Here is a 22,433-nt window from a genome sequence, read left to right on the forward strand (position 1 = left end):
CCCCACCCCAACCCCTCCCCTGAAGGGGAGGGGCTTTTTCAGGGCGCTACGCCGCGCCCATGGCCTTGGGCGTCGAGCGGTCGGCGCCCCATTCGGACCAGCTGCCGTCATAGACCGCCGCCGAATTTCCGAGCAGATGCGCACCGAAAGCGAGTGCCGAGGCGGTGATGCCAGAGCCGCAGGTGGTGACGAGCGGCTTGCCGAGATCGATCCCCGCCCCCTCGAACGCCGCCTTCAGCGCATCGCCGGTCTTCCATGTGCCGTCGGCGTTGAACAGTTCGCCGACCGGCAGGTTCTTCGAGCCCGGGATATGGCCGGCATGCGTCGCCGGGCGCGGATCGGGCTCCTCGCCGGTGAAGCGCGCGGCCGAGCGCGCGTCGAGCACTTGCTCGGCGCCACTGTCGACATTGGCCTTCATCTGATCGAGCGTCCGCACGCCCTTGTCGTCGGCCCAGACGGTGAAGTGGCGGTGGCGCAGCTGCTCCTTGCCACTCGCCGTCTCGCGGCCTTCGGTCTGCCATTTTGCGAGCCCGCCATCGAGGATCGCGACGTCATGCGCGCCGAAGGTGCGCAGCATGAACCAGGCGCGCGCCGCGGTGTGATAGGGCGAATTGTCGTACAGCACGATGCGGCTGCCATCGCCGAGCCCGAGCGATTGCATCCGGCTGGCGAACTTCTCGGGTGTCGGCAGCATCGAGGGCAGGTCGCTACTGGTGTCGGCGATTTCGGCTAGATCCATGAACACCGCGCCGGGAATGTGCGCCGCTTCATATTCGGCGGCGGGGTCGCGATCACCGAAGCCGGCGAAATAGGTCGCATCGACGATCCTCAGGTCGTTCGCGCCAAGCTCGTTTGCGAGCCATTCGGTTGTCACCAGCGAATCCATCGGTCGTCTCCTGTGCTGTTTTTTTACAACCTAACCGCCCGTTCGCGGATCGTCGAGACGCCAGTATTCGCGCGGGATGACGGCGGCGGATCGCATCCCTATATCCGGGTGCATGACCCCTACGCATCTTGGCCAAACCAGCAAGCTCCCCACCTCGCCCGAGGAGGCGGTGCTCGATTACGTCCCGAATCCGCGCCCGGACCGCCTCTACCTTGTGCGCTTCGCCGTTCCCGAATTCACCTCGCTCTGCCCGGTCACGGCGCAGCCCGATTTCGCGCATCTGGTGATCGATTACGCACCTGCAGCAACGATCGTCGAATCGAAGTCGCTCAAGCTGTTCCTCGGTTCGTTCCGCAACCATCAGGCATTTCACGAGGATTGCACGGTCGGCATCGGCGAGCGATTGTTCGGCGAGATGCAGCCGAAGTGGTTGCGGATCGGTGGCTATTGGTATCCGCGCGGCGGCATCCCGATCGACGTCTTCTGGCAGTCGGGGGCGCCACCCGAAGGCTTGTGGCTGCCTTCGCAGGACGTGCCGGGATACCGTGGACGCGGTTGAGCGTTCAACCCGTTCATCCCACCGCAAGGTTGCTTTGGATTGGCCGATTCATTCTGTTGCAATGCAACATTGCTGCAACCATATTGAAACTTGGCCGTTCGGGAGAGGTAACTCGAGGGTATAAGCCCCGTAAAAAACAGGATTTGCGATCATGGTGCAGTTGGCGGACATCGGGAACTCGATCGACCACGTGGCCTTGGTCGGTAACTTCCTGCCGCGCAAATGCGGCCTTGCAACCTATACGACCGACACTTTCACCGCACTGAAGGGTCGGTTCCCCGATCTCAAGATCGACGTCTATGCGATGGATGATCATCCCGGACGCTACGAATATCCGCCCGAGGTGACTCGCAGCATCCCCGAGCAGGATCGGATGCAATATCTCGAGGCTGCGCGCGAGATCGAGGCGAGCGGCGCGCAGGCGCTGTGGCTGCAGCACGAATACGGCATCTACGGCGGCGCGGCGGGCGAGCATATCCTCGCCTTGCTCGAGCGTGTTTCGATGCCGGTGATCGTAACGCTGCACACGATTCTCGAGAAGCCCAACGCCGATCAGCGGCGTGTGATGGAGGGCCTGTTGCGCCGCGCCTCGCGCGTCGTCGTGATGGCCGAGCGCGGCCGCGAAATCCTCGAGCGCGTCTATGGCGCCTCCGGGCGGTCGATCGTGATGATCCCGCACGGTGTTCCCGATCGCGAGTTCGTCGAGCCCAACACGCTGAAAGGCCGTTTCGGTTGGGAGGGGCGTGACGTCGTCCTGACCTTCGGTCTGCTCGCGCCGGGCAAGGGTATCGAAGTGATGATCAACGCACTGCCAGCGATCGTCGAGCAGAACCCCAACGTGCTGTACGCCGTGCTCGGCGCGACGCATCCCAACCTCGTCGCGCATGAGGGTGAGAAGTATCGTGACAAATTGAAGGCGCTGGCGCTCGATCACGGCGTCGGACGCAACATCGAGTTCATCGATGCGTTTCTGGAGCATGACGAGCTTATCGATTATCTGCAGGCAGCGGACATCTACGCGACGCCGTATCTTAATCCGGCGCAGATCACGTCGGGGACATTGTCCTACGCCGTCGGCGTCGGCAAAGCGGTTGTCTCGACGCCATACGTCCATGCCACCGAGATTCTCGCCGATGGGCATGGCGTGCTGGTTGACTTCGGTGATTCTGCAGCGTTTGCACGCGAGATCAACGCGCTGCTCGGCAGCGAGCGCAATCGCGTTCGGCTGTCCGAGCGGGCCTATGCGCGCGGCCGCACGATGATCTGGCCGCGGCTCGCCGAGGTCGCGATGCGCGAGATCGCGCAGATGGTCGCCGCCAAGCCGCTGCGTCTGCCGAGCAGCACCGCTGCGCTGACCCCGCTCGCGCCCGATTTCGCCGCGGTCGAGCGGATGAGCGATTCGACGGGCATGCTCCAGCACTCGATCTTCTCGATCCCCGATCGCCGCCACGGCTATTGCATCGACGATAATGCGCGCGCGCTGATGCTCGTCAGCCAGATGACGGACCTCGACGACGTGCAGCGCGACAAATGGATGACGATCTATGCGTCGTTCCTGCAATATGCGTGGAACCCCGAGGCGCGCCGTTTCCGCAATTTCATGAACTTCGATCGCACTTGGTGCGAGGATTTCGGGTCGGAGGATTCGAACGGCCGTACCTTGTGGGCGTTCGGGGTGACCGCACGCGATGCACAGATGGACAAGCACCGCATGTGGGCGGCGTCGATGTTCGACATGACGGCGTCGCTGGCGCTCGAGCTCGGCTCGCCGCGCGCGCACGGTTTTGCGATGCTTGGCGCAGCGGCGATGCTCGAAGTGGTGCCGACGCATTCGCTGGCGCTGACGATCCTGAACCGGTTCGGCGACGAACTGGTCGGCTTGCTCGAAGACGCACGTCGCCCGCAATGGGAATGGTTCGAGATCGTGCTCGCCTACGATAACGCTCGTCTGCCCGAGGCGCTGCTGCGCGCGGGGTTGGCGCTCAAGCGCGACGACATGATTCAGTGCGGCCTCCAGACGCTCGAATGGATCGTCGCCAAGCAGACCTCGCCCGATGGCCGTTTCCGCGCGGTCGGCAGCGAGAGCTTCGGGCGCGTCTATGCCGAGCCGCTGCAGTTCGATCAGCAGCCGCTCGAGGCGCAGGCGACGATCGACGCGTGCAGCGCTGCGTTCGATGCCTCGCAGGATCCGCGCTGGGTCGAGGAGGCCAACCGCGCGTATCGTTGGTACCTTGGGCAGAACGATCTCGATCTGCCGCTGGCGACCGCTGCGGACGGCGGCTGCTTCGACGGGCTGATGCCGACCGGGCTCAACCGCAACCAAGGCGCCGAGTCGATTTTGGCGCTGCAATTGGCCGGTTGCACCATTTCCGGGCTGGCAAAGCGGGCGCAAAGCGTGGCAGGACCAAATCGCGCCGTCGCGTAGCCTCGCTCGCGACGCCGCCAAGGCGTTACGCGAGGCGATATTGTGATCGACATTTTTGAACATCCTCTGCGACTCCACGCCGACCCATCGCGGGTCGTCGTGCGGCCGTTCCACCTCGCGTGGAGCGGCAATGGTGGCAATCGTACCGAGCGGATCGTCAACGCCGTGATGGCGCTCGACGCCGCCGAAACCCGCGCCGAGCTCGAACTCGTGCTCAAGGATTTCGAGGCGCGGCACTGGCAGACGCGGCGCGTCTTCATGACGCGCTACGACGAGATCGAGAACATGCTCGGGCTCGATGGCAGCGAGATCGGCGACGAGAAGCGCCAGCTGATCGGTGCCTATTTCTGCCACGAATACAGCTATGCCGCGGCCGCACTGATGAACCCGAGCGCGGTGCCGCATTTCGACCAGTCGGGCATGCCGGCGGGGTCGCAGCGCATCCTGATGAGCCTGCGCGCGGTGGGCGAGGGGCATATCTCCTCGGTCGCGTTCCGCGAGGGCATCATCACCGACGGCAACCAGCTCAAGCTCGCGCCCGAGCCGCCGTTCGCGACCGCGACCGATGCGGTCGGGCTCGACGAGGAAGAACTGCCCGAGGGGCCGATCACGGTCTATCGCCATCGCGACTCCACGCTGTCGGGTACGGTGATCTTCCCGATCACCGCCGCACAGTCGAAGGGGCTCGAGGATCTCCGTCTCGTCCAGTTCCAGCATGACGACGGCAGCTTCGAATGGCTCGGCACCTACACCGCCTATAACGGCTCGACGATCCAGTCCGAGCTGATGCGCACGCGCGATTTCCGCGCGTTCGATCTCGTGCCGATGACGGGCTCGGCCTCGCGCAACAAGGGTATGGGCCTGTTCCCGCGCAAGGTGAACGGCCAGTACATGATGATCGGCCGGCAGGACGGCGAGAATCTCTATCTCATCAAGTCCGACACGCTGACGCATTGGGACGAGGGCGTGAAGCTGCTCGGCCCGTTGTTCCCGTGGGAGTTGGTCCAGATCGGCAATTGCGGGCCGCCGATCGAGCTCGACGAGGGCTGGCTGCTGCTGACGCACGGCGTCGGCGCGATGCGGAAGTACGCCATCGGCGCAGTCTTGCTCGACAAGGCCGATCCGTCGAAGGTCATCGGCCGCACCGCCGAGCCAATCCTCGCCGCGGCAAACCAGGACCGCGAGGGCTACGTGCCCAACGTCGTCTATACCTGCGGCGCGATTCGGCATGGCGACACGTTGTTTGTGCCGTACGGCGTGGCGGACAGCTCGGTCGCGTTCGCCTTTATCGACATCAAGACGCTGATCGAGGCGATGGCCTGACCTAAACTCCCTCTCCCTTTGGGACAGGGAAGGGCCCCGCTGGGCGAAGCTCAGTGGGAAGGGTGAGGGAGGTCACCTTACCAGCAGGGACTGCCCTCACCCGACCTTGCTACGCTCGGCCACCCTCTCCCAAAGGGAGAGGGATTGTCAGCGCGTTGCCGCCACGGCGCGGCGATACAGCACCGCCGCGATCGCGAAGAACAGCAGCGTCCCGCCGATCAGCGCCTCGGTCTCGTGCCCCGACATCAGCTTGAGCGGCGCATCGCGGCCGCTCAGCCAGACGATCAGCGCGAATACCACGCCCCACAGGCTTTCGCCGACGATCATGCCGGTCGCAGTGAGCGTGCCCATCCGCTCGGCGACTTCGGGGTTGGCGCTGCGGCGCGCCCAGCGATCGTAGAACCAACCCAGCACCGACCCGACGACGGTCGGCAGGATCACCGACATCGGCAGATAGATGCCGAGCGCGACGCCGAGCGGCGGCAGGCGCAACAGCCGGAGCTTCCCAAGCATTTCGTCGAGCGCGATCAGCACCACGCCCGCGGCGACGCCGTAGCCGAGCATCGCCCAGTTCGCGTCGCCCGACAGCACGCCCTTGGCGAGCGCCGAGATCAGCCCCGCCTGCGGCGCCGCGAGCGCGTTCGGCCCGGCGCCGGGCACGCCGACAAAGCCCATCCCGCTGTTGAGCACGTTGAGCACCGGCGGAATGATCAGCGAGCCAAACACCACGCCGATGACGAGCGCGACCTGCTGCTTCCACGGCGTCGCCCCGACGAGCTGGCCGGTCTTGAGATCCTGCAGATTGTCGTTCGAGATCGTCGCGACGCCGAACACGATGCCGGTGACGATCAGCGCATAAGCGATCAGCGCGCGCGTCGTGTCGGCGCCGGGATGCTGCCCGAATAGCCCGACCAGCATCAGCGACGACCCGATTACCGCGAGGATGCCGATCCCCGACACGGGTGAGTTCGACGCGCCGATCAGCCCCGCCATATAGCCGCACACCGCCGCGATCATCAGACCTGCGACCAGCACGAACACCAGCGCGCCCACAATCAGCAGGACCGCCGAGCCGACCAGCGCGCCGCCCGCAATCACGTCCCACAACAGCCAGGCGATCGGGAGCAGCGTCAGCAGCGCGACGAGCGCGACCCAGACGATCGGCAAATCGCGCTCCTCGAGCGCGAGCGTCTCGCCCTTGCCACGCGCCGCGCTGGCGGCCAGCGCCGAGCGCACGCCGCCGATCACCGGGCCGGCGATCTTGACCAGCGTCCAGATCGCCGAAATGCCGATCACGCCCGCACCGAAGAAGCGCACGTCGCCCTTCCACACGGTGTTGACCCAGGCGGCGATATCGCCCGGCGCCGGGTGCGCCGCGGTGAGGATCGGGACGAGCACGAACCAGCCGATCACCAGCCCCAGCGCCATCGCCGCGCCGACCGATATGCCGACGAGATGCCCGACGCCGATCAGCGCGAACGACAGGCTGCCCGAGATCCCTGTTGCGCCGGCGCCGACGCGAAAGCTGGTCGCGGCGGTGTCGGTGACGATCTTGGTTTGGGTGAAGATCGCGAAGGCGGCCGAAGCGATGCTGTTCCAGATCAGCACGAGCAGGCCCTGGCGTGCCTCACCTTCGCCCTCGCGCGTCCCGGCGCCGACCTGGAGCACCTCCGCTGCGGCTACCCCCTCGGGATAGGGCAGGTCGGTATCGACGACGAGCGCGCGCCGCAGCGGAACCGAGAACATCACCCCGAGGATGCCGCCCGTCATCGTGATCGCGGCAGTCTGGACATAGGGGAAGTCCTGCCACCAGCCGATCATGACGAGGCCAGGCAGCACGAAGATGATCGCGGCGAGCGTGCCGGCCGCGCTTGCGACGGTCTGGACGATGTTGTTCTCGAGGATCGTCGATCCCTTGAACAGCTTGAGGATCGCCATCGAGATGACCGCTGCGGGAATCGAGGTCGCGAAGGTCAGCCCGACCTTCAGCCCGAGATAGACGTTGGCGGCGGTGAACAGCAGCGTGATGACGCCGCCGAGCAGCACGCCGCGCAGCGTGAGTTCGGCGATCGGGGCGGGGCGGGGGTCGGTCATTGCTTCTTCTGGCACAGCCGACGCCCGGCGCGACAGGGTTTTGTTGCAAGGTCGCGGCAGATCGAGCCGCGCGGTCAAACGCAGGCTGGATATTTTAAGCATGCTTATTATAGCGGTCCCCATGCAAGACTCGATCGCCTTCATGATCAGCGACGTTTCCCGACTGATGCGACGCCGCTTCGACGAACGCGCGCGAACCATCGGCGTGACTCGCACGCAGTGGCGCGTGCTGAAATGCCTGGAGCGCGGCGAGGGGATTAACCAGGGCGCTCTTGCCGAGACGCTCGAGGTCGAGCCGATCACGGCGTGCCGGATGATCGACCGGCTCGCCGAAGCCGGGCTGGTCGAGCGCCGCCGCGATCCGAGCGACCGGCGGGCATGGCGGATCTATCTGACCGAGCGGGCACGTCCGTTGCTCGACGATCTGGGGCAGCTGGCCGACGAAATGCTCGCGAGCGCGTTGGCGGGGATTCGGGATACCGACCAGGCGCGGGTGGTCGCGACCTTGCAGCAGATCCGCGCTAATTTGTGCGACGCTTCGCCGGCAAAGGATGCGGCGAACGGTTGAACATTACGACCCCGTGCTTTTTCCGTTGCGCAGGCGTCACTTCTGACGGAGCCGTGCGTTAGGGTCGTCATGCGCAAACTCTGGTTCATTACCAATATCAAGTCAGGCACCGCCACACCCGCAAAGGCTGATGCGATTGCGGCGCTGTTTGCCGAGCACGGACTAACGCTCGTCGGGCGCACCGCCTTTCCGAACGACGCTTTGCCGACCCCCGAATCGCTCGATGCGGCTGGGGTGGATACTGCGGTGTTGTTCGCTGGCGACGGCACGATCAACGCCGCGGTCGCCGGGCTGGCCGAGTGGAGCGGCGCGGTGCTGATCCTGCCCGGCGGCACGATGAACATGCTCGCCAAATTGCTCCACGGTTCGACCGATCCCGCTGCGATCGTCGCCGCTGCAGTCGCGCGGGGGCGTACGATCGCGCTTCCGGTGGTCGATCTGCCCGAGCATCGCGCGCTCGTCGGGCTGATCCTCGGGCCGGCCGCCAATTGGGTGCGCGCGCGCGAACTCGTCCGCGCCGGGCGCGTGCGCGGGCTGTTCCGCGCGCTGCGGCATGCCTGGCGGCGTACCTTTGGACGCGGCATCCGGCTCGATGGCGTCCCCGGATTGAAGCATGGTGCGCAGGCGGTGTTCGTCCGCGCCGAGCCGGGACGGCTCGACGTCGCGGCGATCGACGCGCGGGATTTCCGCGCGCTGACTCGGCTCGGCTGGGAATGGGTGACAGGCGATTGGGTCGCCGCGTCCGAAGTGACGCAATGCCATGCCGACACCTTCCGCACGCGCGGCGACAAGCCCGCGCTCGCTTTGGTCGACGGCGAACCCGTGATGCTCGAACCGGGCAGCACGATCCGCATCGGCACGACGCGCGAGATGTTCATCAGCACCAAGCAGGAGGGGTGATGCGCCTGTTCCATGTCAGCGACGTCCATTTCGGGCGCGAGGATGCGGCCGCGGTCGCGTGGTTCGGCGCGCTGGTCAGCGCCGAGCGGCCCGACGCGGTGATCATGACGGGCGATCTGACGATGCGCGCGCGGCGGCGCGAGTTCGCCGCCGGGCTCGAATGGCTGCAGGGATTGGGCGTGCCGGTAACCGTAGAGGTCGGCAATCACGATCTCCCCTATTTCAACCCGATCGACCGCTTCTTCCGCCCCTATCGGCGGATGACCAAGATCGAGCGGATGGTCGAACAGCCGCTCGATTTGCCTGGCGTGGCGATCGTGCCCCTGGTGACGACCGCGCGCGCGCAGTGGCGGCTCAATTGGTCGAAGGGCAAGGTCAGCCGCGGCGCGCTCGATCGTACGCTGGCTCTGCTGGCCGAAGTGCCCGAGGGCAAATTGGCCTTCATCGCGTGCCACCACCCGCTGGTCGAGCCCGAGACGCGGACCTCGGCGCAAACGCATAATGGGGCCGAAGCGCTGCGGGCGCTGGCGGCGGCAGGGGCGAACGCGGTGCTGACGGGGCACGTCCACGATCCGTTCGATGTCGCGCATGACGTCGACGGGCAGATCGTACGGATGATCGGCGCCGGCACGCTGTCCGAGCGGACGCGCACGACGCCGCCGTCGTTCAACGAGATCCGTGTCGCCGATGGCCGCTTCGACGTGCTGCTGCGGACGATGACTCCGGCGCCTGATCGTCCGCTCGAGCGCGAACGGGCGAACTGAAGCGTCAGCCGTCGGCGGGGCGTGCCGGGAAGCGCACTGAAAAACACGCGCCTCCCTCGTTATGCCTCTCAACGACCCCGTCGAGACTGCGGGAAAGCGTTCGGATGAGGTGTACGCCGAGGCTCGCCGACGCGCGGTCGGCGGCGTCGAACCCGGGAGGCAGGCCCTTGCCGAAATCGCGAACCGTTACGAGGATCGAATCTCCTTCGGCTTGGGCTGAGACGGAAACGCGACCGCCGGCTTCGTCATAGGCGTGCTTTGCCGCGTTGGTGACGAGCTCGGTGATCAACAGGCCGACCGCCACCGCCTGGTCGGCGTGGAGCGACACCGCCGTGGCGTGACACTCGAGCGTGATATTGGGCAGTTGTTCCGAAAGGCTGGCGCACAGATCGTCGAGCAGCGCGGATATCTCGATCCGGCCGGTATCCTGGCGCCACAATTGGTCGTGCGTCCGCGCGATCGCGATGATGTGGCCCGACGCATCGCTCAGCGCGCTCGACACTTCGGGCAGCGGATTGCTGCGCGATTGCAGATGCAGGATGCTCGACAGCATCGTCAGGCTGTTCTTGACGCGGTGGCTCGCCTCGCGGACGAGCACCTTCTGATAATCGAGCGCCTCGGCGAGGCGGCGCTCATAGTCCTGCCGGTCCATCGCGACACCGAGCAGATTGGCGAAGCCCTGGAGGAAGGCGATGTCGGCGGCTTCGAACTGGCCGGCGCTCGGACTGTCGACCTCGAGCACACCCCACGGGCCCGCGGTGGTCGAAATCAGCACGTTGATCGCGCGGCGGACGCCGTGTTCGACCATGATCTGCGGCGTGCGGAAGCGCTCCTCGCCCTCGAGATGGTTCGAGATGACAGGCGTGCCGTTCCGGAAGGCGAAGCCTGCCGGGGACTTTTCGTCGGCGGCGAGGCTGACCTGGCCGATCACCCCGGCACGCCAGCCGACGCCAGCGCGGAACAGCAAATCGCCGGGGCCCGGGCGATATTCGAGCACCTTGCACAGGCCGGTCTGCATCCCTTCGGCCGCCATCTCGGTGGCCTTGTCGAGCAACGCGGTATTGTCGCGGCATTCGAGCGCGAACAGACCGAAGTCCGACAGGATCGCCTGCTGCTGGAGGCGATAGCCGAGCAGCGAGCCGGCGCCGACCTGCTCGATCGCCGCGGTGAACGACGTCGCTTGTTGGGCGGGGCCATCGGTCGTCTCGACGACATCGTCTGAAGCCCCGTCGAGCAAGGCGGTCTGGCCGGCGGCCGGTGTGCGATCGTCAGTCAAGCCGGACATCCCCTTGGTCTTATGGTGTTGCGGTTATGTCAGCGTGTACGCCGCGCAATGCAAGATCGCACGGCGGCAGCCCATCAGAACCGAAAAAGGCGGCCCGTTGCCGGACCGCCCTTTCGCGTACCACAGTCTTGGAAGCTTAGCGCTTCGAGAACTGGAAGCTACGACGCGCCTTGGCGCGGCCGTACTTCTTACGCTCGACCGTGCGGCTGTCGCGGGTCAGGAACCCGGCGGCCTTGACGGGCGCGCGCAGGATCGGCTCGAAGCGGGTCAGCGCCTGGCTGATGCCATGCTTGACCGCGCCGGCCTGGCCCGAAAGACCACCACCCTTGACGGTGCAGACGACGTCATAGGCACCGTCACGCTCGGTCACGCCGAACGGCTGGTTGATGACGAGACGCAGCGTAGGACGTGCGAAATACACTTCCTGGTCGCGGCCGTTGATCGTGATCTTGCCGGTGCCGGGCTTGATCCAGACGCGTGCGACGGCGTCCTTACGACGGCCGGTCGCATAGGCGCGGCCGTACTGGTCGAGGATCTGCTCGCGCAGCGGCATCGGCTCGTGCGTCGGCGCTGCGGGTGCGGCGACGTAATCTTCGCCCGTGGCGGGCGCGGTCGTCGCAGCGGCAGGCGTTGCAACCGGTGCCGGCGTGTTGGTCAGGCCGGCGAGATCGGCGAGGGACTGGCGGTTGTCGGACATCAGTTGCCCACCTTGTTCTTGCGGTTCATGCTGCCGATGTCGAGGACTTCGGGGTTCTGCGCTTCGTGCGGATGCTCGGTACCGGCGAAGACGCGCAGGTTGCGCAGCTGTGCACGACCCAGCGGCCCGCGCGGGATCATCCGTTCGATGGCCTTTTCGATGATCCGCTCGGGGAAACGACCCTCGAGGATCTTGCCGGCCGCGACGCCCTTGATGCCGCCGGCATAGCCGGTGTGGCGGTAATAGATCTTGTCCTTGAGCTTGTTGCCCGTGAACCGCACCTTGTCCGCGTTGATGATGATGACATTGTCACCGCAATCGACGTGCGGGGTGAAGCTCGGCTTGTGCTTGCCGCGCAGGATGTTGGCGATGATCGACGCCATACGGCCGACGACCAGACCGTCGGCATCGACGATGATCCATTTCTTCTCCACCTCATGCGGCAATGCCGGCTTGGTGGTCTTCATCAGCGCCTTCATGGGGCTTGTGACCTTTACATGCTAAAATGACGGATGCCGCCCCTGCGGGACGGCATCGTTGGAGGCGCTATTGCTGTGCGGGCGCGTCAAAGTCAAGCAAAGTGCGGGTTTGCTGACGGGTAACAGAATACCGGCGGACTTTCGGCGCTTCAGATTGAGCGGCGGCCGACGGCATGTGCCGCGGCGGCTGCGGCGATCACCAGCAAGGCGGCATTGGCCTGGTGCGCGACCGCGACGCCGATCTCGACCCCGCTGAGCAGCGTGGTGATGCCGAGCAAGATCTGCGCACAGACAAGGCCGATCAGCACCAGTCCCGTGCGCGGCGCTCCGGCACGGCGCGCGCGCGCGGCGAGCATCATCACGCCGAATGCGACCGCGAAGGCGAGCCAGCGATGGACGAACTGGACGACGATCGGATTGTCGAACAGATTGCGCCACAGCGGATCGGTGAACGGCGTCGCCATCGGGAAGACCGCGTCGCCCATCAACGGCCAACTGGCAAAAGCGTAGCCAGCGCGCAGACCCGCGGTGAGCGCGCCGAACAGGATTTGCGCGAACAGCAGCGCGATCGCAATTGCTGGGACAAAGCGCAGCCGGGCAGGGCGAGCGAGCCGCTTGTCGGCAAGCGCGCGCAGGTCGAGCGCGGTCCACACCATTCCGGCGAGCGTGAACAGAGCGGTGAGCAGATGCGTCGCGAGCCAGCCCGGGGCAACCTCGGTCCGACCGCTCAGCCCCGAGCGTACCATCAGCCAACCGAACGTGCCCTGCAGCGCGATGAGCATGAACAAGGCGCTGAGCCGTACCAGATAGCCGCGCGGGAGCCGCCGCCGCACCGCAAACCACACGAGCGGCACGAGAAAGGCGAGGCCGATCACGCGGCCGAGCATCCGGTGGAGATATTCCCAGAAGAAGATCGCCTTGAACCCGGCGAGCGTCATGCCCTGGTTGAAGGCCTCGTATTGTGGGATCGTGCGGTAATTGGCGAATTCGGCCTGCCACTGCGCATCGGTCAGCGGCGGGATCATACCGCTGAGCGGTTTCCACTGCGTGATCGAGAGCCCCGATTCGGTCAGCCGCGTGATCCCGCCGATCACGACGATCGCGACGATCAGCGCGGCTACGACGAACAGCCAGTTGGACAGCGTCCGCGGACGGACGGTGGAGGGAAGCGAGGACGCCTGAAGCATTGGATCCACTTACGCCTTCGCGGACAGCGCGTCGATTGGACAAACTGCCGCGCATCATCACAAAAATGCCGATGATATGTTGTAACCTGACCCCCGACGTGCCACATGGCGAGCAGCATGACGACTCTCGCGCAAACCTCCGCCGTCCGGTGGATCGAACAGCGGTTCGACACTATGGCGATCGGGCTGTCGGGGCTGTGCATGGTGCATTGCATCGCAAGCTCGGTGTTCATCGCGCTCGCCTCGACCGCCGGTGGATTGCTCCTCAACCCGCTGTTCCACGAGATTGGGCTGACGATCGCGATCGGCTTTGGCGTGTTCGCGCTCGGGCGCGGGATCTTCACGCATGGCTATATGATGCCGGCTGTGGTCGGTTCGGCCGGGCTCGGCACGATGGCCGGCGCGATCTCGCTGCCACATGACGGATCAGGGATGGAGACGGTTTGGACGCTGATCGGGGTGGCGACGCTCGCGCTCGGCCACGACCTCAACCGCCGCGCCGCCAACTGATCCGACTGAGTCGTGCCGTTGCGGGGAGGGCCCGCACCGCCTATCTCAGCCGCATGGCCACGCATCATCATACCGAGCCGCAAGGCGCCGATCTCGCGCTTGCCGCGCAGGCCACGCTCGAGCGATCGGGCGAGCAGTGGACCGCGATGCGCGCCAATATCTTTCGCGCGCTCGCCGGGTTCGACAAGCCGGCCTCGGCCTATGACATCGCCGAGGCGGTCTCCAAGGCCGAGGGGCGGCGCGTCGCCGCCAACAGCGTGTACCGGATCCTCGACCTGTTCGTCGGCGCCAATCTGGCGCGCCGCGTCGAGAGCTCGAACGCCTATATCGCCAACGCGCATCCCGATTGCCTTCACGACTGCATCTTCCTGGTGTGCGACAGCTGCGGGCAGACGACGCATCTCGACGACGACCGGATCACCAAGGGCGTTCGCTCGGCGGCGGAAGCGGCGGGCTTCTCGCCGGTGCGCCCGGTGATCGAAGTCCGTGGCAAGTGCGCCGACTGCGGCTGAGCCGCGCTTAGCCAAGATCCTTCCCCATCCGCACGCCCGGCACCGGCGTACCGCGATCGGCCATCTTGGCGACCCGCTCGATCTCCTGATAGCCCGCCGCGCGGTAGAGCGGTTCGCCCGACAGCGTCGCCATCAGCTCGACCCGGCGGAAGCCGGCGGCGCGCGCGGCGTCCTCGCATAGGCCGAGCACCAGCCGGCCGATCCCGCGGCGCACGAAGCCGGGATCGGTGTACATCGCCCGGATCCGCCCCGGCTCGCTCGCCGGATCGAGCGTTCGGGCGTCGCGCGGTGCGGCCCCGGCGGTCCTGCCATAGAGGGTCGCGCGGTAGCTCCAGCCGCCGCAACCGGCGAGCTGGCCGTCCTGCTCGACCACGAAATACGTCCGGTCGGCGATCAGTTGCGTGTCGAGCCCCATGCTCAACCGGCTCGCCGCGATCTCGTCGGGCGACAGGAAACCGCGTTGCAACGCGCCGATCGCGCGCTCCATCAGTGCGGCGATCGCGGGGATGTCGGCCTCGGTAGCGAGGCGGTGGCTGAGTGCGGTCATGGCATTTCCCCCGGGACGATCGACCGAATGTGATGGCGCGCGATACCGCGCGTCAAGAATGTCGGTGCGGCGATCGAGGTAATCGACAGGCGGATTGCACCGCGCTAAGCAGGCCGGATGGTCGATATTCTCCAAACGCCGCTGCTCGACACGGTGAACATTCCCGCCGATCTCCGGACGCTTGCCCCCACCCAGCTTCGCCAGCTTGCCGACGAGCTCCGCCAGGAGACGATCGCCGCTGTCGGCATGACGGGTGGCCACCTTGGCTCGGGCCTCGGCGTGGTCGAGCTGACGGTCGCGATTCACTATGTGTTCGATACCCCCAACGACAAGCTCGTCTGGGACGTCGGGCATCAATGCTATCCGCACAAGATCCTCACCGGCCGCCGCGACCGGATCCGCACGCTGCGCATGGGCGGAGGCCTGTCGGGCTTCACCAAGCGCTCCGAGAGCGAGTACGATCCGTTCGGCGCCGCGCACAGCTCGACCTCGATCTCGGCCGCGCTCGGCTTCGGCGTCGCCAACAAGATCGCCGACAAGCCCGGCAAGGGCATTGCGGTGATCGGCGACGGCGCGATGTCCGCCGGCATGGCCTATGAGGCGATGAACAACGCCGCCCAGGCCGGCAATCGGCTCGTCGTCATCCTCAACGACAACGACATGTCGATCGCGCCGCCGGTCGGCGGGCTTTCGGCCTATCTCAGCCGCATCGTGTCGAGCCGCGAGTTCCTGGGGTTCCGCGATCTGGCGCGCAAGCTCGCCAAGCGGCTGCCCAAGCCGATCGCCGACGGGATGCGCAAGACCGAGGAATTCGCGCGCGGCATGGCGATGGGCGGCACCTTATTCGAGGAGCTCGGCTTCTATTATGTCGGGCCGATCGACGGGCATAACCTCGACCAGCTGATCCCCGTGCTCGAGAACGTCCGCGATGCCGAGGAAGGCCCGATCCTCGTCCATGTCGTGACCAAGAAGGGCAAGGGCTATGCCCCGGCCGAGGCCGCCGCGGACAAATATCACGGCGTGCAGAAGTTCGACGTCATCTCGGGCGTGCAGACCAAGGCGCCCCCGGGCCCGCCGCAGTATCAGAACGTGTTCGGCGCGCAGCTTTCCAAGGAAGCCGAGACCGATCCGCGGATCTGCGCGATCACCGCGGCGATGCCGTCGGGCACCGGGCTCGACGCCTTTGCCAAGGCGCATCCCGAGCGCTTCTTCGACGTCGGCATCGCCGAGCAGCATGCCGTCACCTTTGCAGCCGGCCTCGCCGCACAGGGGATGCGGCCGTTCTGCGCGATCTATTCGACCTTCCTCCAGCGCGCCTATGACCAGGTGGTCCACGACGTCTGCATCCAGAATCTGCCGGTGCGCTTCGCGATCGACCGTGCGGGCCTTGTCGGCGCCGATGGTGCGACGCATGCCGGGTCGTTCGACCTGGCCTATCTCGCTACGCTGCCCAACATGGTGGTGATGGCGCCGGCCGACGAGGCCGAGCTGGTGCATATGACGCATACCGCGATTCTCCACGACAGCGGGCCGATCGCGGTGCGCTATCCACGCGGCAACGGCACCGGGGTCGAGCTTCCCGTGGTTCCCGAGGCGCTCGAGATCGGCAAGGGGCGGATCGTGCGGCAGGGGCACAAGGTCGCGATCCTGTCGCTCGGCACGCGGCTCGAAGAGGCGCTGCGCGCGGCCGAGGCGCTCGAGGCGAAGGGGTTGTCGACGACCGTCGCCGATCTGCGCTTCGCCAAGCCACTCGACGAGGATCTGATCCGCAAGCTGCTGACGACGCACGAAGTCGCGGTGACGATCGAGGAAGGCGCGGTTGGGGGCTTGGGCGCACACGTGCTGACCTTCGCCAGCGATTCGGGGCTGATCGACGCGGGGCTCAAGCTGCGCACGATGCGGCTGCCCGACATCTTCCAGGACCAGGACAAGCCCGAGCTGCAATATGCCCAGGCCGGGCTCGATGCCGATGCGATCGTCGAGACGGTGCTGAAAGCACTGCGGCACAATTCGGGCGGCGTGGTCGAGGGCGCGCGGGCGTAAGCGGCGCGGCGGCGTATCCCTGCGGTGGTGGGGATACGTCGGCGGGGTTGCTGCGTCGATCCTTTGGAGGATGCGACGAACCGAGTGGGTGCTTGACTCGATTGACCCCCGGACGTTGAGTCTTCGATCGCGATCGTTTCCGTTTTTGTGCTGATCGCGGGCAGACGCCCCTTGCCGTCGCCCCGGCGGGGGCCGGGGCCGCTTTGCGGTGGGACCGAAGCGGCGTCGCGCGCGATATCGATGCGGCCCCGGCCTTCGCCGGGGCGACGGGGTGGGGCGGTGGTGCACTTGGTCATCGGCACGGCGAGCTCCCAGATCATTTTCGAACGACCATAGTAACCCAAATGGTTCGTGTAGGACAGGGGCTTGTTGCTTATTCGGTTGGGAGGCGGGCTTTACGTACGCGCTCGCGATCGGCTGCGGATGCCGGATTCCGGCGGCTCGGTGCCGCCCCGCGACGGGTCCGCTGCCCGAATGTCCCTGGTCTTCCGCGGCTGAGCGTCCCACAGCGGTCTACCAGCCCGCTCCATGAAAGTCAGCGCATGTGCTTTTCGGCCACCGCCAGTTTCACCGCCTCGGCGGCCCTCGCGGTGGTCGGCGGGGCGACGCTGCGGCATGTCCGCGAGCCGCGCGCGCTGCTGTTCGCCTGCGTGCCGTTGCTGTTCGCGATGCACCAGTTTTCCGAAGGCATGGTGTGGCTCGCGCTCGAGGGGCGGCTCGGGGCGGTCGCGGTCGACCATACGGTGTTCCTGTTCACGCTCTATGCGATCGGGATCCTGCCGCTGCTGATGCCCGTCGCGGTGGTGCTGATGGAGCCGCCGGGGTGGCGGCGGCGCGCGATCCTTGGCCTGTGCGGCGTGGGGGCGGTGGTGTTCGCGTGGGACATGACCGGCCTCGTCGTCGCGCCGACCTGCGCGGTGATCGAGCAGCATTCGATCACCTATACCAACCCGATCACCAGCCAGATGTGGGTGTCGTTGCTCTACATCCTAGCGACGTGCGGGGCGCTGCTGCTGTCGACGCACCGCGTGGTGCGGGGCTATGGGGTCTTGAACGTGATCGGGCTGACGATCGTGCATCTGGTCAAGGGCTATGCGTTCGCGTCGGTGTGGTGCTTCTATGCCGCGGTGCTGAGCGTGGTGTTGTATCGGCAGTTCAACCGGCAGGACATCGATGTGGCGACGCCTAATGGGACGAGCGCGCCGAGGCGGCCGTTTGTGCTGTCGTGGTTGCGGGGGTGAGGGGCCTGCAATCCTCCCCCGCCAGGGGGAGGTGTCGCCAAAGGCGACGGAAGAGGGCCCTCTCTTGCAGAGGGACAGCGCTTCCGCCCCCTCCGTCGGCCTACGGCCGCCACCTCCCCCTGGCGGGGGAGGCTTGAGCGGTCGCAAGCGGTGATTTTCGGAATGCGCACACGGTGATACACTCGCGAACATGAAGCCTCGCGCCATTCCCGCAGAGAAGGTCTCCGAGCAAGCTGGCGAGCCCGAACCCGGCTATACGGCCTGGGAGCGCGCGAAGATCGAGCGCGGATTGGCGCAAAGCCGCGATCGTGCGGCGATGATCCCGGTCGAGCAGGTGTGGCGCGACCTCAAGCTTGAAGGTTAACCTTACGCCGCAGGCGCGGGACGATCTGGTCGCGATCCGCAACTGGATCGCGCAGGACAACGAGCGCGCCGCCGAGCGGGTCGTCAGCCGGATCCTCCAGACCGCGATGATGTTCGGGCAGTTCCCGAAGCTTGGGCGTGTCGGCGAGGTTGCGGGGACGCGGGCTTTTGCGGTGCCCGGGCTGCCGTATCGGATCGTCTATGCGATCGCGCCCGAGGGGGAGATCGATGTGCCGACCCGTGCTGCATACGCGGCTGCGGTATCCGCAAGCTTAGCTAAGCCGCCGAATGCGCCAGTGCTCCGGCCGCATCGAGCCGGCGATGCAGTGCATCGGCGGACAGCTCGAAGCCATTGGGCCAGGCCAGCGCCCCGCTTTCAATGAAGGCGCGCGCGAAGAAGGCGGGGTCGGCGAGCGGGCGGGTCATTACTGTGTCACGCGCGATGTAGTCGGCGGCGGACCAGCGTGCAGTGGTGCCGTCCGAAAACGAGAGCCGCACGGTGGCGTCTCCGCCGGGTTCGATCTGGATGAGCTTAATTATCATTGTCCGCTCCGGAGATCATCTCCATCGGCATCAGCGCGACACCGCGCTGCCAGTTTGCCATAAGTTCGGCTTGATGGTCGAGCGTCCATTGCTTGACGAGCTTGGCCGCCTTCTTGGGGAGACCGCCTGCGACGATCTCGCCGGTTTCGATCGCGACGAACGCTTCAAGCCCCTGATAGCTGGCATGGATGTGCGGTGGCGGATGGTCGTCGAAATACATCCGGATTACAATGCCGAAGAAGAGGGAAATTATCGGCATGAGGGAGTCGCATTGGTCTCGATATTTACTCGCCGCGCTTAGCCAATTCCTCAAGAATAATTGGAACGACATCATCCAGGGCGTTGCCGAAGCGATCGAACTGTTCGCGAAGCTCGTCATCGGAAAGGAGTGTAACCTCACTTACCTTCCAAGAACGCACATAACGCTCCGATCGGCTTCCCTTGATGCGAGGAGCGCAGACAACGTACGCGTCGCCGCCCTCAAAGCCTTCCTGCGTAAGGATCGCATTGTGAATTATCGTCGCAAACAGTTGTTTTTGGAAAGAGTTAAAGGGCATAGAAGCCCATCCGATAACAAAGACAAGGTTCAACGTGCGATCACGCTGGAAGACGAAGGTTGGTTTGACCGGCACGATGATGCCTCGGCCAATAGGAAACGGAACACTCAGCGTATGAAATACCTGAATGCCTTTAATCTCGCTTTTGTCGAGCCAAGGCAAAACGACGCCCAAAATCTCTCTGCCCAACCTGCGCACTAGGGGGTTGGAGATCTCGTCAAGCCCTTTTGAAACCGTCTCTTTCGATATTCCAAAAGTGATATAGTCCGCAATTAACTTGTAGATAGAGGCCAAAGCATGGCGTGGCCGTGCAAGAACGAAGCGGGCAATGCTTCGCGTTGTTTCGTCTCGTCGCCGATGATTGAGTCGCACCCAATTTTGAAGCGAGGGGGGCTTCCGAACGCGCGATACGATTTCTTCAACAGATGCCACTTGTCGTCCTTCTATATCTCACGCGTTCAATATTAACTCCGGCGTAATCTCCATGCCTGGGTTTGCGTACCCATCGTGACACCACACTTGGTGCCACGCTCCCCCTTCAATGTGCGACAGCTTCCGCAAATTTGACGCCGTCAATGGGATCAGCGGCTTCAGTATTATCTTCAGCTTTTTAGAAAGTTCCAAGTCAAAATTAGCGACGGCAACAGCCTGTTCACCGGTGTCAACCGAATAGAAGCGCGCTCTGCCTGTAATTTTGTTGTCTCCATAGCTCTTAAAGCCTTGATATATCTCTCTGAATACAGGGCCGTGTTCCCAGGCCTCAATCTTTGCATCCGTTAGAATTGCCTTGTCTTCTAATAGGATTTTTTCGAATGCAAAAAAAGCAAGCTTGTTGAGAGCCATATTTGTAATTGGGTAGCCGAGCTCGTCTGAGTAATCCAAGATCCAGTTGGCGAGGCCGCGCACGCTGTGCTTTAGCCTCGTCAGTGTATCAGAAATTTCTCGATATGAGTCACTCATGTTCTGGTTTTGTATCAGAAGTCGGGCCGCGTAGCAACATCACTCGGCCGCAACCCCAGCCCGCGAGAACATATCCCCCGCGTCACCGACATCCTCGTTCGCCACCGGAACGCCGACCCCCGCCTTCGCCTTCTGGCGCTTGTCGAACCCGTCCCAAACCTCGTTCCAGTTCCCCCGCGTCGCCGCCTTCGAGTATTCGGTCGCGCGCTGTTCGAAGAAGTTGGCGTGCTCGACGCCGTTGAGCATCGGCGCGAGCCAGGGGAGGGGGTGTTCGTCGATCATGTAGATCGGCTTCATCCCCAGCTGCCCCAGCCGCCAGTCGGCGATGTAGCGGATGTACTTCTTGATCTCCTTGGGGGTCATGCCGTTGACCGGACCCATCTCGAACGCGAGATCGATGAAATTGTCCTCGAGCCGGACGGTGTGCTGGCACATGTCGGCAATGTCGTCGCGCACCGACTTGGTCATGCAGTTGCGCTCGGCGCAGAAGGCGTGGAACAGCTTGATGATGCCCTCGCAGTGGAGGCTCTCGTCGCGGATCGACCAGGTGACGATCTGCCCCATGCCCTTCATCTTGTTGAAGCGCGGGAAATTCATCAGCATGGCGAAGCTGGCGAACAGCTGCAGCCCCTCGGTGAAGCCGCCGAACATCGCGAGCGTCTTGGCGATGTCCTCGTCGGTGTCGACGCCGAAGGTCTGCAGGTAATCGTGCTTGTCCTTCATCTCGCTATATTCGAGGAAGGCGCCGTATTCGCTCTCGGGCATGCCGATCGTGTCGAGCAGATGGCTGTAGGCGGCGATGTGCACCGTTTCCATGTTGCTGAACGCGGCGAGCATCATCTTGATCTCGGTCGGCTTGAAGATGCGGCCGTATTTCTCGTGATAGCAATCCTGCACCTCGACATCGGCCTGGGTGAAGAAGCGGAAGATCTGCGTCAGCAGGTTGCGCTCATGGTCGCTGAGCTTCTGCGCCCAGTCGCGGCAATCCTCGCCCAAGGGCACTTCCTCGGGCATCCAGTGGATCTGCTGCTGGCGCTTCCAGAAATCGAACGCCCAGGGGTATTCGAACGGCTTGTACTGCTTGCGGGCTTCGGTGAGGGACATTGGGGTACTCCGGGACTAGGTTCTGGTGATGGGTTAAAACGGGGAAGGGATCAGGCGGCGACGCTCCAGCGCCACATCGCGCTCGCCGACATGAACAGCACCACGCCGAGCGACAGCGCCATGATGCCGATCATGCGGAAGGCATAGACCTTGCCCGGCGCGCTCGGCCGCGCGAGCGACAGCAGCAGGCCGGCGCCGATCACCGTGAACAGCACGGCGACCGCGTACATGATCCCGATCGACAGGCTCATCGCCGCACCGTGCGCGTGACATAGACGGTGCGCGTGCGGTGCGAGCCGACGCCGAGGAAGACGATGCCGATGAAGAAGCCGAAATCGTACCAGCCGCCCTGGTTGGGGACGGCATAGACGGCGATATCGGGCACGAACAGCGACAGCACCCAGGCGACGGGGAAGATGAAGCCGTGCCACACGCCGAGGATGAAGCCGGGCGAGTCGGCGCCGTGCTGCACCGCGCTCGACACCTGATGCGCGCATGCGGCGAGCAGGAGCGGGGCGGCGAGCAGGGCGTTGCGGAGGCGTAACAATCGGATCATAGGATCTCCCGTGCATCCAATGCACCGACGGCGCGTTGGGGGCTCGCAATCATAGCACAGGAGCTACCATCATGGTCGACGCATCGCAGATCCAGGAACATGCCGAAGTCATCGGCGCAGACGGCGTCCATGTCGGCACCGTCGATCACGTTGAGGGCGGCCGCATCAAGCTGACCAAGAAGGATTCGGGCGCGCAGGTCAACGAGGGTTCGGGTTCGCATGAAGGGCATCACCATTACATCTCGCTCGGCCTGGTCGCCGATGTCGAGGACGGCAAGGTGCGATTGAGCGCCAATGCCGACGTGGCGGTGACGTTCGAAGAAGAGAAAT

27 protein-coding genes are annotated in these 22,433 nt (G+C 64.9%); 13 read left to right on the plus strand and 14 right to left on the minus strand.

Annotated elements, in window-relative coordinates:
• Nucleotides 1-46 precede the first annotated feature (46 nt).
• A complete protein-coding gene (sseA, locus tag RH90_RS09465; protein ID WP_010185340.1) occupies nucleotides 47-886 on the minus strand; it encodes a 3-mercaptopyruvate sulfurtransferase in 840 nt (279 codons plus the stop codon).
• 112 nt (nucleotides 887-998) lie between these two features.
• Here sseA and queF point away from each other — a divergent pair, with 112 nt between their 5' ends.
• From queF to RH90_RS09480, 3 genes are all read left to right on the plus strand, one after another.
• Nucleotides 999-1,445, plus strand: a complete 447-nt coding sequence (gene queF, locus RH90_RS09470; protein ID WP_010185341.1) for a preQ(1) synthase — start codon at nucleotides 999-1,001, stop codon at nucleotides 1,443-1,445.
• Nucleotides 1,446-1,596: 151 nt separating this feature from the next.
• The gene (locus tag RH90_RS09475) at nucleotides 1,597-3,870 is read left to right on the plus strand and encodes a glycosyltransferase family 4 protein (protein ID WP_010185342.1); all 2,274 of its coding nucleotides are present in this window, start codon (nucleotides 1,597-1,599) and stop codon (nucleotides 3,868-3,870) included.
• 42 nt (nucleotides 3,871-3,912) lie between these two features.
• A complete protein-coding gene (locus RH90_RS09480) occupies nucleotides 3,913-5,193 on the plus strand; it encodes a glycoside hydrolase family 130 protein (RefSeq protein ID WP_010185343.1) in 1,281 nt (426 codons plus the stop codon).
• A 147-nt stretch (nucleotides 5,194-5,340) separates the two neighbouring features.
• On the opposite strand, the gene RH90_RS09485 is transcribed toward RH90_RS09480, so the two are convergent.
• Nucleotides 5,341-7,287, minus strand: coding sequence for an OPT family oligopeptide transporter (locus tag RH90_RS09485; protein WP_010185344.1), 1,947 nt, complete (start codon nucleotides 7,285-7,287; stop codon nucleotides 5,341-5,343).
• Here RH90_RS09485 and RH90_RS09490 point away from each other — a divergent pair.
• The 3 genes from RH90_RS09490 (at nucleotide 7,250) to RH90_RS09500 (ending at nucleotide 9,519) form a co-directional block, all read left to right on the plus strand.
• The gene (locus RH90_RS09490) at nucleotides 7,250-7,855 is read left to right on the plus strand and encodes a MarR family winged helix-turn-helix transcriptional regulator (protein WP_332306562.1); all 606 of its coding nucleotides are present in this window, start codon (nucleotides 7,250-7,252) and stop codon (nucleotides 7,853-7,855) included. The genes RH90_RS09485 and RH90_RS09490 overlap by 38 nt on opposite strands.
• A 69-nt stretch (nucleotides 7,856-7,924) precedes the next feature.
• Nucleotides 7,925-8,755 carry a diacylglycerol/lipid kinase family protein gene (locus tag RH90_RS09495; RefSeq protein ID WP_010185346.1) on the plus strand — a complete coding sequence of 277 codons (831 nt, stop codon included), beginning with the start codon at nucleotides 7,925-7,927 and terminating at the stop codon, nucleotides 8,753-8,755.
• The gene (locus RH90_RS09500; protein ID WP_029625191.1) at nucleotides 8,752-9,519 is read left to right on the plus strand and encodes a metallophosphoesterase family protein; all 768 of its coding nucleotides are present in this window, start codon (nucleotides 8,752-8,754) and stop codon (nucleotides 9,517-9,519) included. Before RH90_RS09495 ends, RH90_RS09500 begins: the two co-directional genes overlap by 4 nt.
• 4 nt (nucleotides 9,520-9,523) lie before the next feature.
• On the opposite strand, the gene RH90_RS09505 is transcribed toward RH90_RS09500, so the two are convergent.
• The 4 genes from RH90_RS09505 to RH90_RS09520 all read right to left on the minus strand — a co-directional run bounded on the left by RH90_RS09505 (nucleotide 9,524) and on the right by RH90_RS09520 (nucleotide 13,167).
• Nucleotides 9,524-10,804 (minus strand): histidine kinase dimerization/phosphoacceptor domain -containing protein, encoded by a 1,281-nt coding sequence (locus tag RH90_RS09505; RefSeq protein WP_010185348.1) that lies wholly within the window; start codon nucleotides 10,802-10,804, stop codon nucleotides 9,524-9,526.
• A gap of 136 nt (nucleotides 10,805-10,940) precedes the next feature.
• A complete protein-coding gene (gene rpsI / locus RH90_RS09510) occupies nucleotides 10,941-11,501 on the minus strand; it encodes a 30S ribosomal protein S9 (protein ID WP_010185349.1) in 561 nt (186 codons plus the stop codon).
• On the minus strand, nucleotides 11,501-11,980 hold the full coding sequence (gene rplM, locus RH90_RS09515) for a 50S ribosomal protein L13 (protein WP_010185350.1): 480 nt from the start codon (nucleotides 11,978-11,980) through the stop codon (nucleotides 11,501-11,503). Before rplM ends, rpsI begins: the two co-directional genes overlap by 1 nt.
• A 149-nt stretch (nucleotides 11,981-12,129) precedes the next feature.
• Nucleotides 12,130-13,167, minus strand: coding sequence for a COX15/CtaA family protein (locus tag RH90_RS09520; protein ID WP_010185351.1), 1,038 nt, complete (start codon nucleotides 13,165-13,167; stop codon nucleotides 12,130-12,132).
• Nucleotides 13,168-13,284: 117 nt separating this feature from the next.
• Between RH90_RS09520 and RH90_RS09525 the strand changes: the two genes are divergently transcribed.
• Together RH90_RS09525 and RH90_RS09530 are read left to right on the plus strand one after the other, a co-directional pair.
• Nucleotides 13,285-13,677 carry a MerC domain-containing protein gene (locus RH90_RS09525; RefSeq protein WP_051124780.1) on the plus strand — a complete coding sequence of 131 codons (393 nt, stop codon included), beginning with the start codon at nucleotides 13,285-13,287 and terminating at the stop codon, nucleotides 13,675-13,677.
• 53 nt (nucleotides 13,678-13,730) lie between these two features.
• The gene (locus RH90_RS09530; RefSeq protein WP_010185354.1) at nucleotides 13,731-14,189 is read left to right on the plus strand and encodes a Fur family transcriptional regulator; all 459 of its coding nucleotides are present in this window, start codon (nucleotides 13,731-13,733) and stop codon (nucleotides 14,187-14,189) included.
• Between the two features lie 7 nt (nucleotides 14,190-14,196).
• Here RH90_RS09530 and RH90_RS09535 read toward each other — a convergent pair whose 3' ends face one another.
• Nucleotides 14,197-14,736, minus strand: a complete 540-nt coding sequence (locus tag RH90_RS09535) for a GNAT family N-acetyltransferase (protein WP_010185355.1) — start codon at nucleotides 14,734-14,736, stop codon at nucleotides 14,197-14,199.
• A gap of 117 nt (nucleotides 14,737-14,853) precedes the next feature.
• On the opposite strand from RH90_RS09535, the gene dxs reads away from it, so the two are divergent.
• The 4 genes from dxs (at nucleotide 14,854) to RH90_RS24755 (ending at nucleotide 18,766) form a co-directional block, all read left to right on the plus strand.
• Nucleotides 14,854-16,779, plus strand: a complete 1,926-nt coding sequence (gene dxs, locus RH90_RS09540; RefSeq protein WP_010185356.1) for a 1-deoxy-D-xylulose-5-phosphate synthase — start codon at nucleotides 14,854-14,856, stop codon at nucleotides 16,777-16,779.
• Nucleotides 16,780-17,321: 542 nt separating this feature from the next.
• Nucleotides 17,322-18,020, plus strand: coding sequence for a DUF6629 family protein (locus RH90_RS09545; RefSeq protein WP_010185357.1), 699 nt, complete (start codon nucleotides 17,322-17,324; stop codon nucleotides 18,018-18,020).
• A gap of 190 nt (nucleotides 18,021-18,210) precedes the next feature.
• Nucleotides 18,211-18,384, plus strand: coding sequence for a hypothetical protein (locus RH90_RS23400; protein ID WP_157134561.1), 174 nt, complete (start codon nucleotides 18,211-18,213; stop codon nucleotides 18,382-18,384).
• Nucleotides 18,374-18,766, plus strand: coding sequence for a type II toxin-antitoxin system RelE/ParE family toxin (locus RH90_RS24755; protein ID WP_081476911.1), 393 nt, complete (start codon nucleotides 18,374-18,376; stop codon nucleotides 18,764-18,766). The genes RH90_RS23400 and RH90_RS24755 overlap by 11 nt, the downstream gene beginning before the upstream one ends.
• On the opposite strand, the gene RH90_RS09550 is transcribed toward RH90_RS24755, so the two are convergent.
• From RH90_RS09550 to RH90_RS09580, 7 genes are read right to left on the minus strand one after another with little or no spacing between them, the layout of a single operon-like run.
• The gene (locus tag RH90_RS09550; RefSeq protein WP_010185358.1) at nucleotides 18,660-18,926 is read right to left on the minus strand and encodes a DUF2442 domain-containing protein; all 267 of its coding nucleotides are present in this window, start codon (nucleotides 18,924-18,926) and stop codon (nucleotides 18,660-18,662) included. The two genes, RH90_RS24755 and RH90_RS09550, sit on opposite strands and share 107 nt — an antisense overlap.
• The gene (locus tag RH90_RS09555; RefSeq protein ID WP_029625194.1) at nucleotides 18,916-19,185 is read right to left on the minus strand and encodes a DUF4160 domain-containing protein; all 270 of its coding nucleotides are present in this window, start codon (nucleotides 19,183-19,185) and stop codon (nucleotides 18,916-18,918) included. The genes RH90_RS09550 and RH90_RS09555 overlap by 11 nt, the downstream gene beginning before the upstream one ends.
• Before the next feature lie 25 nt (nucleotides 19,186-19,210).
• On the minus strand, nucleotides 19,211-19,915 hold the full coding sequence (locus tag RH90_RS09560; protein WP_157134562.1) for a hypothetical protein: 705 nt from the start codon (nucleotides 19,913-19,915) through the stop codon (nucleotides 19,211-19,213).
• 18 nt (nucleotides 19,916-19,933) lie between these two features.
• A complete protein-coding gene (locus RH90_RS22075; protein WP_010185361.1) occupies nucleotides 19,934-20,443 on the minus strand; it encodes a Panacea domain-containing protein in 510 nt (169 codons plus the stop codon).
• A 39-nt stretch (nucleotides 20,444-20,482) separates the two neighbouring features.
• Nucleotides 20,483-21,547 carry a ribonucleotide-diphosphate reductase subunit beta gene (locus RH90_RS09570; protein ID WP_010185362.1) on the minus strand — a complete coding sequence of 355 codons (1,065 nt, stop codon included), beginning with the start codon at nucleotides 21,545-21,547 and terminating at the stop codon, nucleotides 20,483-20,485.
• A gap of 50 nt (nucleotides 21,548-21,597) precedes the next feature.
• On the minus strand, nucleotides 21,598-21,798 hold the full coding sequence (locus RH90_RS09575; RefSeq protein WP_010185363.1) for a hypothetical protein: 201 nt from the start codon (nucleotides 21,796-21,798) through the stop codon (nucleotides 21,598-21,600).
• Nucleotides 21,795-22,103, minus strand: coding sequence for a hypothetical protein (locus RH90_RS09580; RefSeq protein WP_010185364.1), 309 nt, complete (start codon nucleotides 22,101-22,103; stop codon nucleotides 21,795-21,797). The genes RH90_RS09575 and RH90_RS09580 overlap by 4 nt, the downstream gene beginning before the upstream one ends.
• A 71-nt stretch (nucleotides 22,104-22,174) precedes the next feature.
• Here RH90_RS09580 and RH90_RS09585 point away from each other — a divergent pair.
• Nucleotides 22,175-22,433: DUF2171 domain-containing protein (locus RH90_RS09585; RefSeq protein ID WP_010185365.1), on the plus strand; the 259-nt coding region annotated here is incomplete at its 3' end.

Origin of the sequence: Sphingomonas sp. PAMC 26605, assembly GCF_000241485.1 — a bacterium.
Taxonomy (GTDB): domain Bacteria; phylum Pseudomonadota; class Alphaproteobacteria; order Sphingomonadales; family Sphingomonadaceae; genus Sphingomonas.

Excerpts from the sequence above, each read along its gene's own strand:
- RH90_RS09530 (WP_010185354.1), top strand. The coding sequence starts at position 13,731 with ATGGCCACGCATCATCATACCGAGCCGCAAGGCGCCGATCTCGCGCTT.
- queF (WP_010185341.1), top strand. The coding sequence starts at position 999 with ATGACCCCTACGCATCTTGGCCAAACCAGCAAGCTCCCCACCTCGCCC.
- RH90_RS09580 (WP_010185364.1), bottom strand. The coding sequence starts at position 22,103 with ATGATCCGATTGTTACGCCTCCGCAACGCCCTGCTCGCCGCCCCGCTC.
- RH90_RS09525 (WP_051124780.1), top strand. The coding sequence starts at position 13,285 with ATGACGACTCTCGCGCAAACCTCCGCCGTCCGGTGGATCGAACAGCGG.
- RH90_RS09545 (WP_010185357.1), top strand. The coding sequence starts at position 17,322 with ATGTGCTTTTCGGCCACCGCCAGTTTCACCGCCTCGGCGGCCCTCGCG.
- sseA (WP_010185340.1), bottom strand. The coding sequence starts at position 886 with ATGGATTCGCTGGTGACAACCGAATGGCTCGCAAACGAGCTTGGCGCG.
- RH90_RS09505 (WP_010185348.1), bottom strand. The coding sequence starts at position 10,804 with ATGTCCGGCTTGACTGACGATCGCACACCGGCCGCCGGCCAGACCGCC.
- dxs (WP_010185356.1), top strand. The coding sequence starts at position 14,854 with ATGGTCGATATTCTCCAAACGCCGCTGCTCGACACGGTGAACATTCCC.
- RH90_RS22075 (WP_010185361.1), bottom strand. The coding sequence starts at position 20,443 with ATGAGTGACTCATATCGAGAAATTTCTGATACACTGACGAGGCTAAAG.
- RH90_RS09575 (WP_010185363.1), bottom strand. The coding sequence starts at position 21,798 with ATGAGCCTGTCGATCGGGATCATGTACGCGGTCGCCGTGCTGTTCACG.
- RH90_RS09520 (WP_010185351.1), bottom strand. The coding sequence starts at position 13,167 with ATGCTTCAGGCGTCCTCGCTTCCCTCCACCGTCCGTCCGCGGACGCTG.
- RH90_RS09475 (WP_010185342.1), top strand. The coding sequence starts at position 1,597 with ATGGTGCAGTTGGCGGACATCGGGAACTCGATCGACCACGTGGCCTTG.
- RH90_RS23400 (WP_157134561.1), top strand. The coding sequence starts at position 18,211 with ATGAAGCCTCGCGCCATTCCCGCAGAGAAGGTCTCCGAGCAAGCTGGC.
- RH90_RS09570 (WP_010185362.1), bottom strand. The coding sequence starts at position 21,547 with ATGTCCCTCACCGAAGCCCGCAAGCAGTACAAGCCGTTCGAATACCCC.
- RH90_RS09495 (WP_010185346.1), top strand. The coding sequence starts at position 7,925 with ATGCGCAAACTCTGGTTCATTACCAATATCAAGTCAGGCACCGCCACA.
- RH90_RS09485 (WP_010185344.1), bottom strand. The coding sequence starts at position 7,287 with ATGACCGACCCCCGCCCCGCCCCGATCGCCGAACTCACGCTGCGCGGC.
- RH90_RS09550 (WP_010185358.1), bottom strand. The coding sequence starts at position 18,926 with ATGATAATTAAGCTCATCCAGATCGAACCCGGCGGAGACGCCACCGTG.
- RH90_RS09555 (WP_029625194.1), bottom strand. The coding sequence starts at position 19,185 with ATGCCGATAATTTCCCTCTTCTTCGGCATTGTAATCCGGATGTATTTC.
- RH90_RS09535 (WP_010185355.1), bottom strand. The coding sequence starts at position 14,736 with ATGACCGCACTCAGCCACCGCCTCGCTACCGAGGCCGACATCCCCGCG.
- rplM (WP_010185350.1), bottom strand. The coding sequence starts at position 11,980 with ATGAAGGCGCTGATGAAGACCACCAAGCCGGCATTGCCGCATGAGGTG.
- rpsI (WP_010185349.1), bottom strand. The coding sequence starts at position 11,501 with ATGTCCGACAACCGCCAGTCCCTCGCCGATCTCGCCGGCCTGACCAAC.